The sequence below is a fragment of the Sphingobium fuliginis genome (genome assembly GCF_004152845.1).
Taxonomy (GTDB): domain Bacteria; phylum Pseudomonadota; class Alphaproteobacteria; order Sphingomonadales; family Sphingomonadaceae; genus Sphingobium; species Sphingobium fuliginis.
Map to the genome: position 1 here is coordinate 377,195 of NZ_SEON01000002.1, position 12,482 is coordinate 389,676.

The window sequence follows — 12,482 nt, forward strand, 5'->3', positions numbered from 1 at the left end:
ACCAGCCCTCAGAGCGCGCTGCGTCAATCAGGCGCAGGCCGCTCCAGATTTCTGTCGTCGCATCCTTTCAAGCAGAAAACCGGTTCCCATCCTTCGACAGGCTCGGGACAGGCATTTCTGCGCGATGCTCTACAGGCCGGTTCGCTCCCCTCTGCCGGCCGACCTCAATCTTCCGGCGCGATGGTGACGCGCAGGCCGTCCAGCGAATCGCTGAACGTCAGCTGGCAGGACAAGCGGCTGGTCTCGTTGCGATGGTCGGAGCTGTCGAGCAGGTCGTTCTCATCATCGCTGATCGGCGGCAGGTTGTCGGCAAAGGCCGGATCGACGAAGACGTGGCACGTCGCGCAGGAGCAGCAGCCGCCGCAGAGCGCCAGCAGTTCGTCAAAGCCGTTGTCGCGGATGATTTCCATCACGGAAAGGCCGTTCTCCGCCTCGACCGCCTGCTCTTCGCCCGAACGGTTGACCACAATCAGTTTCGCCATGTACCCAGGTCCCTCAAATTTTTCCCGCCGCTCATGTCGGACGGGCAACGGGAAATCAAGGGCCGGACGACAATTCATGGTAAATACAGCAGAAGAATTGCGGGCCAGCCTGGACGCCATCGCCGCGATGGAGCCCGGTTTCGCCGCAGCGATAGGCCGGGTCGGCTATCCGCCGCCCCGCATCCGCGAGCCGGGCTATGAAACCCTGCTGCGCACCATCGTCGGCCAGCAGGTGAGCGTCGCCGCGGCCGCAGCGGTCTGGCGCAAGCTGGAGGCGGAACTGGGCGCGGGCTGCGCGCCGGATGCCTTGCTCGTCCGCGATTTCGATACGCTGCGCGCCTGCGGCCTGTCGCGGCAGAAGCAGGGCTATGCCAGAAGCCTGGCCGAGCTGGTGGTCGGCGGCGGCATCGACCTGCACGACCTGCCGGACGATGATGAGGACGCCATTGCGCAACTGGTGCGGATCAAGGGGATCGGGCGCTGGTCGGCGGAAATCTACCTGCTGTTCGCGGAAGGACGGCCGGATGTCTGGCCGGCGGGCGATCTGGCCGTGCAGATCGAGATCGGACGGATATTGGGCCTGGCCGAACGCCCCAGCGAAAAGCTGACGCGGGAACTCGCCGAACGCTGGCGTCCCCATCGCGGCGCCGCGGCGATCATGGCCTGGCACCATTATAATACGGAGGTTTTGTAAGTGCCCCTGCCCCATGCCCGCTACATCGTCCTGGAACATGAGGGCGTCTGGAAGATCAATCTCGACAACCGCTATTACGGGCCGTTCGCGACGCGGGAGGAAGCGGTGGAAAACGCCACCGCGACAGCGCAGAAGGCCAGCGGCGCGGGCTATCCCGCCTCGGTCCTGCTGATGCAGGGCACGGCCTTCGAAACGCTCTGGACCAGCGTGCAGCCCGACAGCGCCTGAAAAATTTTTTCGCATCTGCGGGAACCGCCCCGCGATCCGCGCATTTAACGCCTCCGGTTGCGTGGACGTTGGGATGAGCAAAAAGGTTCTGATCGTAGAAGACGAGATTTTCGTCGCGCTGGAGATCGAGCATATCGTGGAGGATGCAGGCTTTACGGTCGGCGCCATCGCGGCCGATCGTCAGGCGGCGCTGGATGCGGCCGACGATTGCGATATCGCCCTTGTCGATCTCAATCTGCGCGACGGACCGACCGGCCCCGGCATCGGCGTCGAACTGGCCAGCCAATATGGCATACGGGTCATCTATGTGACGGCCAATCCCGCGCAGATCGGGGCGGCTTCCACCGCCGCGCTCGGCGTCATCACCAAGCCGTTCCGGGCGCACAGCATAGCCGAAACGCTGCATCTCGCCGCCACCGACCGACCGGAACTGGAGGCCGCCGAGATCGCGGGCTTCACCCCTTTCCTGCCGGCATCCGACTCATGGAGCGCGCTGGAATCCAGAGGCTGAGGCCAAGGCCTTCAGGTCGCCAGTCGCGCGTCATCCGCCCGCCCAGTTGCCGTTCGATGCTGAGCTGCATCAGCCGGCTGCCGAAGCCCTCATGCGTCGCCGGAAGCGCCGGCGGTCCACCCTCTTCCCGCCAGTCGATGCGGATGTCCTCGCCTTCCCTCCCCACGAGGATCGCAACCCCGCCCGAAGGAACGGAAAGCGCGCCATATTTGGCGGCATTGGTCGCCAGTTCATGGAACAGCAGCGCCAATGGCGTGGCGGAGCGGTCGTCTATCGCCGGATTATCGCCTGAGAAGCGTATGCGCGGCCCCAGCGCGTCGCGATAGGGCGCAAAAATCTGTTCCAATATGCCCCAAAGCCGACCCTCGTCCTGGTCCGGCTGCGAATTGGGGCCATGGGGCCGCACGAAATCATGGGCGCGTCCCAGCGCCATGATGCGGTCGCGCAGGTCGTCGGCTGCCGCGCGAATTTCGGGATGCTGGCGCGCCGACAGGCCGATCAGGCCGGAAATCACCGAAAAGATGTTCTTGATACGGTGGGAAAGTTCATGGGCGATGACCTCCCGCTCCTCCACCATCGCGATCTGGTCGTTGATGTCGGTGCAGGTGCCGATCCAGCGGGCGATCGCACCCTCCTCGTCCCGGATCGGCAGCGCGCGACCCAATGTCCAGCGATAATCGCCGCTATGATGGCGCAGCCGATATTCGATCTCATAGGGCTCGCCGGTCTTCAGCGAATGGCGCCAGCGTTCCCAGGCCCGCTCCTGATCCTCCGGATGGAACATGCCGTTCCATCCCTCGCCATCGGTCGATCCCAGGGGAACGCCGGTGAATTCGTACCAGCGGGCGTTATAATAGTCATGATAGCCGTCCGGCAGCGTCGACCAGACCATTTGCGGCATGGTGTCGGCCAGGGTCCGGAACATGCGATCGCTTTCCGCCACCGCCTGCGCATCCCTTTGCTGGCGGGCGATCACGTCGCGGTCGCGGCGACGGCCCTCCAGCTCGACCATGACCTGACGGGCCAGCAGGGAAATCCCCTGGCGCTGCACATCCGTCAGACCGTCACGCGGTCTGTCGTCGATGACGCATAGCGCGCCGAGCGAAGCCCCCTCGCCATCGATCAGCGGCGCACCGGCATAGAAACGGATGAAGGGCGCCCCGGTGACGAGCGGATTGTCGCGGAAATCGGGGTTCTGCGCAGTATCGGGCACCACGAAGATGCCGCTTCCCTGCATCGCATGGGCGCAGAAGGACATATCGCGCGGCGTTTCCTCCGCATCCAGCCCGGTGCGGGCCAGGAAGCGTTGGCGGTCATCCTCCACGATGCTGACCAGAGCGATGGGCGTCCCGCACAGCGCGGCGGCGAAGGCGGTGATCTGGTCGAGCGTGGCAAAGCCACCGGTATCGAGATCGTATCGCGCCAGCAACGCCGCGCGGTCCGTCTCGAGCCCGCGTCCTTCAGCCATCGCTGACGCGCTCTATGTCGGCGCCGACGGCGGAGAGCTTCTCCTCCAGCCGCTCATAGCCGCGGTCGAGATGATAGACGCGGTTGACCTGGGTCTCGCCTTCAGCGGCGAGGCCCGCGAGGATGAGGCTCATCGAGGCGCGCAGATCGGTCGCCATGACAGGCGCGCCGACCAGCCGATCAACGCCGCGCACCACCGCGGTGCGGCCATTGACGCCGATGTCTGCCCCCATGCGTGCCAGCTCCGGCACGTGCATGTAGCGATTCTCGAAGATCGTCTCGGTCAGCACCGACGCGCCGTCGGCCAGCGTCAGCATCGCCATGAACTGCGCCTGCATGTCGGTCGGGAACGCCGGGAAGGGCGCGGTCGAGATGGTAAGCGGGCGAAGCCGGCCGTCCGCCGACACCCTGATACCGTCCTTCAGTTCCTCGACATGAACCCCGGCGTCGCGCAGCGCGGCGAGGATGGCGTGCATGTCTTCGGCGCTGGCTCCGGCAAGTTCCAGCGAGCCGCCGGTGATCGCCGCGGCGCAGGCATAGCTGCCCGCCTCGATCCGGTCGGGCATCACGCTGTAGGTGGCGCCGTGCAGGCGGGGCTTGCCGTGAATGGTCAGCTTGTCGGTGCCCACGCCTTCAATGTCGGCGCCCATGGCGATCAGCAGGTTGCAGAGGTCGACGATCTCCGGCTCTCGCGCCGCATTTTCCAGGATGCAGACGCCCTTGGCCAGCACGGCGGCCATCAGCGCGTTCTCCGTCGCGCCGACGGACACCACGGGGAAGGTGTAGATGCCGCCGGGCAGGCCGCCGTCGGGCGAACTGGCGCGAACATAGCCCGCATTGATCTCTATGATCGCGCCGAAGGCCTCCAGCGCCTTCAGGTGCAGGTCGATCGGCCGGTTGCCGATGGCGCAACCGCCGGGCAGCGACACCCGCGCCTCGCCCGCGCGGGCGAGCAGCGGGCCGAGCACCAGGATCGATGCCCGCATCTTGCGCACGATGTCATAGGGCGCCTCGGTCGAGGTGACGCGGCCAGCGCGCAGGGTCATGACGCGGCCGAAATCCTCCGGCCGGGCGCCCTCGATCATGGTCGACACGCCGAGCTGGTTCAACAGATGGCCAAAGCTGTCGACATCCGCCAGCCGCGGCAGGTTGCGCAGCGTCACCGGCTCGTCGGTCAGCAGCGCGCAGGGCAACAGCGTGAGCGCGGCGTTCTTCGCGCCGGAAATGGGAAGGCGGCCGTTCAGCGCTTTGCCGCCGCGGATATGAATGCGGTCCATCGGCTGGGTTCTTAACGTTAATTACGGTTTCCGCAAGGCAGTCGGCACGACGGTTCCATCGCGGGCTTCTTTCTGCGCCGCCATGAAACATTTGTGCGTTCGCCCGCTCATTATTGATCGAGTTTAGTGCAGTTTGCGGAAATGCAGCCAAAAGACGCGTGGGGCGTTTTGCCATCGTAACGACAATGTAAGCAAAAAGGTGTTTTTGGTGGCAACAAGTTGTTTCGCGGACAGGTTGGCGAAGCATGTGCCCCTGTCCGATGCGGAGAAGAAGGCGCTTACAAGGCTGGAGGAAAATCCCCGCAAGGTGAAGCGCGGCGCGATGATCCAGCGCGTCAACGAAACGGTGACGGAACTGTTTGTCCTGCGCGAAGGACGGGTAATGAGCTTCGTGATCCTGCCCGATGGAAGCCGGCAGATCCTACGGGTCTATTTCCCGGGCGATTTCATCGGATCGGCCAGCACAATCTATAACCGCGCGCCGGAATCGCTGGTGGCGCTGTCGGATTCGATCATCTGTCCGTTCGACAAGCATGCTCTGCGCCGGCTGCTGGAGGAATATCCCCGCGTCGCCGCGTTGCTGTTCCTGCTTTCCAATGCGGAGCGGGTCGCGCTGACCGACCGGCTCGCTTCATTGGGACGCACCTCGGCCAAGGCGCGCGTGGCTTCCTTCCTGCTGGACATTTTCGATCGCCTTCGGGTGACGGACGACGGCATCACCGACAGCTTCGACCTGAAACTGACGCAGGAGGAGATCGGGGATGCCATCGGCCTCACCTCCGTCCATGTGAACCGGATGATCCGGCAGATGGAGCAGGAAGGGCTGATCAGCCGGGCCAATGGGCGGATCACCCTGCGCGACATGGCGCGGCTGGAAGAGATCGGCCATTATACCAACCGGCACAAGGATATGGACCTGGACTGGCTTCCGGGCATGGAATGAGAATGAACGCGACATGTTCCTGCGCAGGCAGGAACCCGGTTCGAACCGTCGGGCCGGGCCCTTCCTTCGCAGGGGCGCGCCGCTCAGCCTTGCCGGTTTGTCGTCAAGCCAGCAATTCCACATCCCAATAAAGCCAGTCGTGCCAGCTTTCGTGCAGATAGTTGGGCGGAAAGGCCCTGCCATGTTCCTGCAACTGCCAGCTCGTCGGGCGGATCGGCGTCACATGCAATTGCATATGCGCCTCCTTCGGCGTGCGGCCGCCCTTCTTGAGATTGCAGGGCGAGCAGGCCGTTGCGACATTTTCCCAGGTCGTCCGCCCGCCCGCCCGGCGCGGAATGACGTGGTCGAAGGTCAGGTCGTTCGGGGAACCGCAATATTGGCAGGCGAACTTGTCGCGCAGGAACAGGTTGAACCGGGTGAAGGCGGGATGTTCCGACGGCTTCACATATTGCTTCAGCGCGATCACCGAAGGTATCTGCATCTGAACGCTGGGGCTGTGCACCTGCCGCTCATAGCTGGCGACGATGTCCACCCGATCCAAAAAAACCGCCTTGATGGCGGTTTGCCAGGGCCAGAGGCTCAGCGGATAATAGCTTAAAGGCGTGTAGTCCGCGTTCAGGACCAAAGCCGGACAGTTTTCCGGATGTCGTATCAGGTCGGGATGGTACATATATTACCCTTCAACCCCCTTTCGCCACCGTCCTGATCGATCAGAAACGTGACGCCAGCATGACAGCATTAACACCCCTATCCCGTCAAGGGCCTGTATGACTCAATCGGCGCAGCCACAGCATATGGTGACTCGCTTCGCCCCGAGCCCCACGGGTAGGTTGCATGTCGGACACGCCTGGTCGGCGCTGCTGGCCATGGACCTGGTCCGGACGCGCGGCGGATACTTCCTCCTGCGGATCGAGGATATAGACGGCACCCGCAGCCGGCCGGAGCATGTCGCCGGCATAATCGAGGACCTGCGCTGGCTGGGCGTCGCCTGGGATGGGGACATCGTCTTCCAGTCGGCGCGGCTGGACCGGTATCAGGCGGCGCTGGAACGGCTGGAGGCCATGGGGCTGCTCTATCCCTGCTTCTGCACCCGCGCCGACATCGCCGCCAGCGCGACTGCGCCGCACGGGCCGGAGGGGCCCGTCTATCCCGGCACATGCCGCGGGCTGGATGATGCGGAACGGGCAAGGCGGATCGCATTGGGCGAGCCGCATGCCTGGCGGATCGACATGGCGCGGGCTGCCGCACGGGCAGGCCCGCTGCATTGGCGCGCCCTGCCCTTTCCGCCCGGGGAAGAAGCGGCGTCCTGCATCAGCGCCGAGCCGCTTGCCGCCGGGGATGTGGTGCTGGCGCGCAAGGATGCTCCCGCCAGCTATCATCTGTCCTGCACGCTGGACGATGCGGCGATGGGCGTGACCCATGTGCTGCGCGGCGACGATCTGCGCAGCGCGACCGACATCCACCGGCTGATCCAGACGCTGCTCGACCTTCCGTCCCCCATCTATGTCCACCATCCCCTGCTGGTCGGGCCGGACGGCCGGCGGCTCGCCAAGCGCGACGGGTCGATCGCCCTCGCCGATCTGCGCGCGGGGGGCATGGACCCACGGCGACTGGCCGACGATCTGCGCCATGCACGCTTTCCGATTGGCATTTCCCTGGCCAGCGCCTAGATTCAAGGCATGAACACGCTGCTCGTCATCGCCCTGATCCTGGCCATGGGCGCCACCCTGTTCGCATTGATCCGGGGGATCGTCGCCTTTCTTCAGGCGACCAAGGAACAGTTGAACTCGCCCGAGGGGGGGCCGAGCCCATCCAGCCTCAAGCAGAACAGGATGATGATGAACCGCATCCTGTTCCAGGCAGTGGCGGTGATCATCGTGGCGCTGTTGCTGCTGATGAAGGGCAACGGCTGAGGGTCCCGCCCGGCATGGTGAAGCTGAACAAGATCTACACCCGTACCGGGGACGCGGGGACGACAGGCCTGGTCGACGGGTCGCGCCTGCCCAAACATGCCCCGCGCATGCAGGCGGTGGGCGATGTCGATGAAGCGAACAGCGCCATCGGGCTTGCCATCGTCGCCATGAACGACAGGCCGGAGGCGGGCTGGCTGACCGCGATCCAGAACGACCTGTTCGATCTGGGCGCAGACCTCGCCACGCCCTTGCCGGAGGGAGAGGACGCTCCCTGGGCGCTGCGGATCGTCGCCTCCCAGGTCGAGCGGCTGGAGCGGCAGATCGACGCGATGAACGCCGATCTGGCGCCACTGGACAGCTTCGTCCTGCCAGGCGGGTCGCCTGCTGCCGCCGCCGTCCATCTGGCCCGCGCCGTCACGCGCCGCGCCGAACGCTCCGCCACGGCCGCGGCAGCCGACGTTGCGCTCAATGCGCAGGCACTGGCCTATCTCAACCGCCTGTCCGACCTGCTTTTCGTGCTGGCCCGGCGCCTCAACGGCAATGGAGCGGACGATGTGAAATGGGTGCCGGGCGCCTCCCGTTAACCGTTCGACTCATGCACGGCACGGTTCGTCCACGCGCCGGGCGTTAACCCTCTTCCTTCATCCCGCCTTTACACGCCGTCCCAATTTTGGCCCCCATTGCAATGACAGGGCCCCGGGATGCAATTCTACCTCGCGACCTCCTTCATCTTTCCCCGCTCCCTGCGGTTTCGCCTCTTCACCCTCTGCTTCGTGACCACCCACCTGCCGCTGCTCGGCTATATCGTCTGGGGCGTGACAACAGGACGTATCGCCTGGGCGGAGTTCATAGTCCTGACTTTGGCGACCATGGCGGGCGCGGCCGGGGCGCTGACGGGCATCGGCGCCCTGCTGGACCCGATCCATGCGCTGGCGGATGCGCTGAACCCGGTGGGGCAGCCCGGCCGGAAAAGCGGTGGGGCGACCTTGCCGGAAGTGGGGGACATTATTTCCAGGCTCTTCCACGGCGTGCGCGGAGCCGCCGCCGCTACGCGGGAACAGATCGACGAACTGAACATCGCCGCCAATGAGGACGCGCTGACCGGCATCGCCAATCGGCGCGGGTTCCTGGCGCAACTCGACGCGCTCCCGCTCGCCAAGCGCAGGGGCTGCATCGCGATCATCGATCTCGACCATTTCAAGCAGGTCAACGATATGCTCGGCCATGACGCGGGCGATCGCGTCCTGGCCGATTTCGCCACGCGCCTGTCGTCCCAGACCCGCCGCATCGACATCATCGCCCGTTGGGGTGGCGAGGAGTTCGCGATCTTCTATCAGGACGCGATGGAGGATGAGGCGAGCTGGTCGCTGGCCCGCATTGCGGAACGGATGCGGCGGGAGCCCGTGGGCACGGCGAACGAGCAGCCGATCACCTTCTCCGCCGGGCTATGCGCATGGCGCGGCGGGCCGGTGATGGCCGCCATCGGCAAGGCCGACGAGGCGCTCTACCGTGCAAAGAAGTCAGGCCGTGACCAGATCCAGCGGGCGGAGAGGCCATCCGCACCCGCTTATGGTTAGGTGCCCACAGACAGTTCGGGCGGAGCCTGCTTCCAGACCCCGCCCGACTAATGTCACCGAAGAATGGCGACCTTATTTCGGCGCCAGCACCATCAGCATCTGGCGGCCTTCCATACGCGGATAGGCTTCGACCTTCGCGATCTCGCCCACATTCTCCGCCACGCGCTGGAGCAGTTGCATGCCAAGCTGCTGGTGCGACAATTCACGGCCACGGAACCGCAGGGTGATCTTCACCTTGTCGCCTTCACCGATAAAGTCGTGGACCTTCTTCATCTTCGTATCATAATCATGATCGTCGATGTTCGGACGCATCTTGATCTCCTTGATCTCCTGCGTCCTCTGGGTCTTGCGGGCGAGGTTCGCCTTCTTCTGCGCCTCGTACTTGTACTTGCCGATGTCCAGGAACTTGCACACCGGCGGATCGGCGTTGGGCGACACCTCGACCAGGTCCAGCCCGATCTCATAGGCGCGCTCGATCGCTTCCTGCGTATACATCACGCCCAGATTTTCGCCTTCGTCATCGATCACGCGCACCTTGGGCACGTTGATGAACTCGTTGTAACGGGGACCGGACTTCGGCGGCGGCGCCATGGGACGGCGCATCATCGGGGGACGTATAGTGGCTTCTCCTATGGTAGTTGATAGATCGACTCTGGCGGCCCTTTAGCGCAAAGCCGAAAGGGGCGGCAAGCCCGCAATCGCGGATTTGCCGGCCCCATGTGGCATTGCTGCCTCACTGCATATCGGGTGCCTTCGCCTCCTTTACAAGACGGGCGATGATGTCGTCGACAGAAAGGACGCTCTGCCCCTCCTTGCCCAGCTCGCGCAGCGCCACCGTGCCCTCGTCCGCCTCCCGGCGGCCGACGACCAGCAGATTCGGCACTTTTGCAAGGCTGTGCTCGCGCACCTTATAGTTGATCTTCTCGTTGCGGACGTCGGTTTCCGCCCTGATGCCAGCCGCCCGGAGCTTCTTCACCACCTGGCCTGCATAGCCGTCCGCATCGGACACGATGGTCGCCACCACCGCCTGCACCGGCGCCAGCCAGAGCGGGAAACGGCCCGCATAATGTTCGATGAGGATGCCTATGAACCGCTCATAGGAACCGAAGATCGCGCGGTGGAGCATCACCGGCCGGTGCCGCTCGCCATCTTCGCCAATATAGGAGGCGTCGAGTCGCTCCGGCAATACCCGGTCCGACTGGATCGTCCCCACCTGCCAGGTCCGCCCGATCGCGTCGGTCAGATGCCATTCCAGCTTGGGCGCATAGAAGGCGCCTTCGCCCGGCAGTTCCTCCCAGCCATATTCGGGCGTGTTGAGCCCCGCCGCCGCCACCGCGTCGCGCAGTTCATTTTCCGCCTGATCCCACATCTCGTCGCTGCCGAAGCGCTTTTCGGGGCGCAGGGCAAGCTTGATCGAATAGGTGAAGCCGAAATCCCTGTAGATCCGATCCGCCAGCGCACAGAAGGCGCGCACTTCCTCCACGATCTGGTCCTCGCGGCAGAAGATATGCGCGTCGTCCTGCGTGAACTGGCGCACACGCATCAGCCCGTGCAGCGCCCCATGCGGTTCGTTGCGATGGCAGCAGCCATTCTCGTAGAAGCGCAGCGGCAGGTCGCGATAGCTCTTGATCCCCTGACGGAAGATCAGGACATGCGCCGGGCAGTTCATCGGCTTCAAAGCCATCCAGTCGGCATCGTCCGACACCAGCGGCCCTTCATCCTCGACATTCGGCACTTCGTCGGGGATGACGAACATATTCTCGCGATATTTGCCCCAATGGCCGGACGCTTCCCACTGGCGCGCGTCCATCACCTGCGGCGTCTTGACCTCACGATAGCCCGCATCGTCGATGGCGCGGCGCATATAGGCTTCCAGAGCCCGCCAGATGATATAGCCCTTGGGGTGCCAGAAGACCGATCCATGCGCCTCCTGCTGGAGGTGGAACAGGTCCATCTCCGCGCCCAGCTTGCGATGGTCGCGCTTGGCCGCTTCTTCCAGCCGCGTCAGATGCGCATCGAGCTGCTTCCTGTTGAGCCAACCGGTGCCATAGACGCGGCTCAGCATCGCATTCTTCTGATCGCCGCGCCAATAGGCGCCCGACACGCGGGTCAGCTTGAACGCCGCCGGATCGAGTTTGCCTGTCGAGGCCAGATGCGGCCCCCGGCACATGTCGAGCCAGTCGCCCCCCGACCAATAGACGGTCAGTTCCTCGCCCTCGGGAAGCTCAGCGGCCCATTCGGCCTTGAACGTCTCGCCCTCTGCCCGCCAGCGCGCGATCAGGTCCTCGCGCTTCCACACCTCGCGGCGCAGCGGCTTGTCGGCGGCGATGATCTCCCGCATCTTCGCCTCGATGGCGGGCAGGTCTTCCTCCGTGAAAGGCCGCGGCTTTCCTTCGATGACGGGGGGCGCGAAGTCATAATAGAAGCCATCGTCCGTCGCCGGGCCGAAGGTGATCTGCGTCCCCGGAAACAGCGCCTGCACCGCTTCGGCCAGCACATGGGCGAAGTCGTGCCGGGCCAGTTCCAGCGCATCGGCCTCATCCTTCGACGTCACCAGCGCCAGTTGCGCATCGGCCTCCAGCGGGCGCATGATGTCGCGCAGTTCGCCATCGACCCGCGCGGCGATGGCCGCCTTGGCCAGCCCCGGCCCGATCGCCGCCGCAATGTCCGCCGGGGTAGTGCCGGGCGCGACTTCACGCACGGAACCATCGGGCAGGGTTATCTTGAGCATGGCGGACACGGAGGGTCTTTCTGTTGAAATGGCAGGTTGCGCAGCCGAAAAAAGCCGCGCCTTCCCCATAAATGGGCCGCCCGCCCTGTCAATAGAAGCCCTCTTGCCAGCGCATCGCGATCAGCGCATGATGTATGTGTTGTTATATCATTATTTCAACAGGAGGGATGCATATGGCCTTGAGCTTCGCAAGACCCCGGCCGGGCGACGGGGAAACGCCGATGTCGGACATGAACACAACGCCGCTGATCGACGTGATGCTGGTGCTGCTGATCATGTTCATCATCACGATCCCGATCCAGACGCACAGCGTCGGCGTCGACCTGCCGCAAACTCCCAAGGAACTGACGCCGCCGCCGGTCGACACGGTCAAGAACAGGGTCGGCATCGACGCCGACGGCACTATCCGCTGGAACGGCGGGGCCGTCGACCGGCTGACGCTCCGCCAATATCTCGCCGCCTCGCTGCGCCTGCCTGCCGAACCGGAACTCCAGTTCCAGCCCGATGCCGGCGCGCGTTACGTGACCGTGGATGAGGTGCTGGCCGACATCCGCCGCTCAGGCGTGACGAAGCTCGGCTTCATCGGCAATGAGCGCTACGCCAGCTTTTGATCGGCCGTAAAAAATGACGATCCGCGTGATTTCAGGGGGATAGCATTC

At 64.5% G+C, this 12,482-nt stretch carries 15 protein-coding genes; 9 read left to right on the forward strand and 6 right to left on the reverse strand.

All coding sequences use genetic code 11. From position 1 onward, the window contains the following. Nucleotides 1-164: 164 nt before the first annotated feature. Nucleotides 165-482, reverse strand: a complete 318-nt coding sequence (locus tag EWH10_RS06685) for a 2Fe-2S iron-sulfur cluster-binding protein (RefSeq protein WP_025549918.1) — start codon at nt 480-482, stop codon at nt 165-167. Nucleotides 483-558: 76 nt separating this feature from the next. Here EWH10_RS06685 and EWH10_RS06690 point away from each other — a divergent pair, with 76 nt between their 5' ends. From EWH10_RS06690 to EWH10_RS06700, 3 genes are all read left to right on the forward strand, one after another. Then, complete coding sequence (locus EWH10_RS06690) at nt 559-1,176, forward strand: DNA-3-methyladenine glycosylase family protein (protein ID WP_044661544.1); 618 nt, start codon at nt 559-561, stop codon at nt 1,174-1,176. Further along, complete coding sequence (locus EWH10_RS06695; protein WP_044661543.1) at nt 1,177-1,404, forward strand: hypothetical protein; 228 nt, start codon at nt 1,177-1,179, stop codon at nt 1,402-1,404. Nucleotides 1,405-1,477: 73 nt separating this feature from the next. After that, entirely contained in the window at nt 1,478-1,915 is a 438-nt protein-coding gene (locus tag EWH10_RS06700; protein WP_044661542.1) for a response regulator, read from the forward strand. On the opposite strand, the gene EWH10_RS06705 is transcribed toward EWH10_RS06700, so the two are convergent. Then, on the reverse strand, nt 1,860-3,383 hold the full coding sequence (locus tag EWH10_RS06705; protein ID WP_044661541.1) for a sensor histidine kinase: 1,524 nt from the start codon (nt 3,381-3,383) through the stop codon (nt 1,860-1,862). The two genes, EWH10_RS06700 and EWH10_RS06705, sit on opposite strands and share 56 nt — an antisense overlap. Then, nucleotides 3,376-4,659 (reverse strand): UDP-N-acetylglucosamine 1-carboxyvinyltransferase, encoded by a 1,284-nt coding sequence (murA, locus tag EWH10_RS06710; protein ID WP_044661540.1) that lies wholly within the window; start codon nt 4,657-4,659, stop codon nt 3,376-3,378. Before murA ends, EWH10_RS06705 begins: the two co-directional genes overlap by 8 nt. A gap of 205 nt (nt 4,660-4,864) precedes the next feature. On the opposite strand from murA, the gene EWH10_RS06715 reads away from it, so the two are divergent. Continuing rightward, nucleotides 4,865-5,602: a Crp/Fnr family transcriptional regulator gene (locus tag EWH10_RS06715; RefSeq protein WP_044661539.1), complete on the forward strand. Its 738-nt coding sequence runs from the start codon at nt 4,865-4,867 to the stop codon at nt 5,600-5,602. A 103-nt stretch (nt 5,603-5,705) separates the two neighbouring features. On the opposite strand, the gene EWH10_RS06720 is transcribed toward EWH10_RS06715, so the two are convergent. Then, nucleotides 5,706-6,272 (reverse strand): HNH endonuclease, encoded by a 567-nt coding sequence (locus EWH10_RS06720; RefSeq protein ID WP_025549923.1) that lies wholly within the window; start codon nt 6,270-6,272, stop codon nt 5,706-5,708. A 97-nt stretch (nt 6,273-6,369) separates the two neighbouring features. Here EWH10_RS06720 and gluQRS point away from each other — a divergent pair, with 97 nt between their 5' ends. The 4 genes from gluQRS to EWH10_RS06740 all read left to right on the forward strand — a co-directional run bounded on the left by gluQRS (nt 6,370) and on the right by EWH10_RS06740 (nt 9,092). Then, nucleotides 6,370-7,272: a tRNA glutamyl-Q(34) synthetase GluQRS gene (gene gluQRS / locus EWH10_RS06725; protein WP_083198971.1), complete on the forward strand. Its 903-nt coding sequence runs from the start codon at nt 6,370-6,372 to the stop codon at nt 7,270-7,272. 9 nt (nt 7,273-7,281) lie between these two features. Further along, on the forward strand, nt 7,282-7,515 hold the full coding sequence (locus EWH10_RS06730; protein WP_025549925.1) for a twin transmembrane helix small protein: 234 nt from the start codon (nt 7,282-7,284) through the stop codon (nt 7,513-7,515). Between the two features lie 14 nt (nt 7,516-7,529). After that, complete coding sequence (locus EWH10_RS06735; RefSeq protein ID WP_044661537.1) at nt 7,530-8,099, forward strand: cob(I)yrinic acid a,c-diamide adenosyltransferase; 570 nt, start codon at nt 7,530-7,532, stop codon at nt 8,097-8,099. 117 nt (nt 8,100-8,216) lie between these two features. Beyond that, on the forward strand, nt 8,217-9,092 hold the full coding sequence (locus tag EWH10_RS06740; protein WP_044661536.1) for a GGDEF domain-containing protein: 876 nt from the start codon (nt 8,217-8,219) through the stop codon (nt 9,090-9,092). A gap of 72 nt (nt 9,093-9,164) precedes the next feature. Here the strand turns inward: EWH10_RS06740 and infC are convergent, their stop codons facing one another. Both infC and thrS read right to left on the reverse strand, forming a co-directional pair. Then, a complete protein-coding gene (infC, locus tag EWH10_RS06745) occupies nt 9,165-9,698 on the reverse strand; it encodes a translation initiation factor IF-3 (protein WP_013039295.1) in 534 nt (177 codons plus the stop codon). Between the two features lie 127 nt (nt 9,699-9,825). Continuing rightward, nucleotides 9,826-11,823 (reverse strand): threonine--tRNA ligase, encoded by a 1,998-nt coding sequence (gene thrS, locus EWH10_RS06750; protein ID WP_065846211.1) that lies wholly within the window; start codon nt 11,821-11,823, stop codon nt 9,826-9,828. A 173-nt stretch (nt 11,824-11,996) separates the two neighbouring features. On the opposite strand from thrS, the gene EWH10_RS06755 reads away from it, so the two are divergent. Further along, on the forward strand, nt 11,997-12,434 hold the full coding sequence (locus EWH10_RS06755; RefSeq protein WP_044661534.1) for an ExbD/TolR family protein: 438 nt from the start codon (nt 11,997-11,999) through the stop codon (nt 12,432-12,434). Nucleotides 12,435-12,482 lie beyond the last annotated feature (48 nt).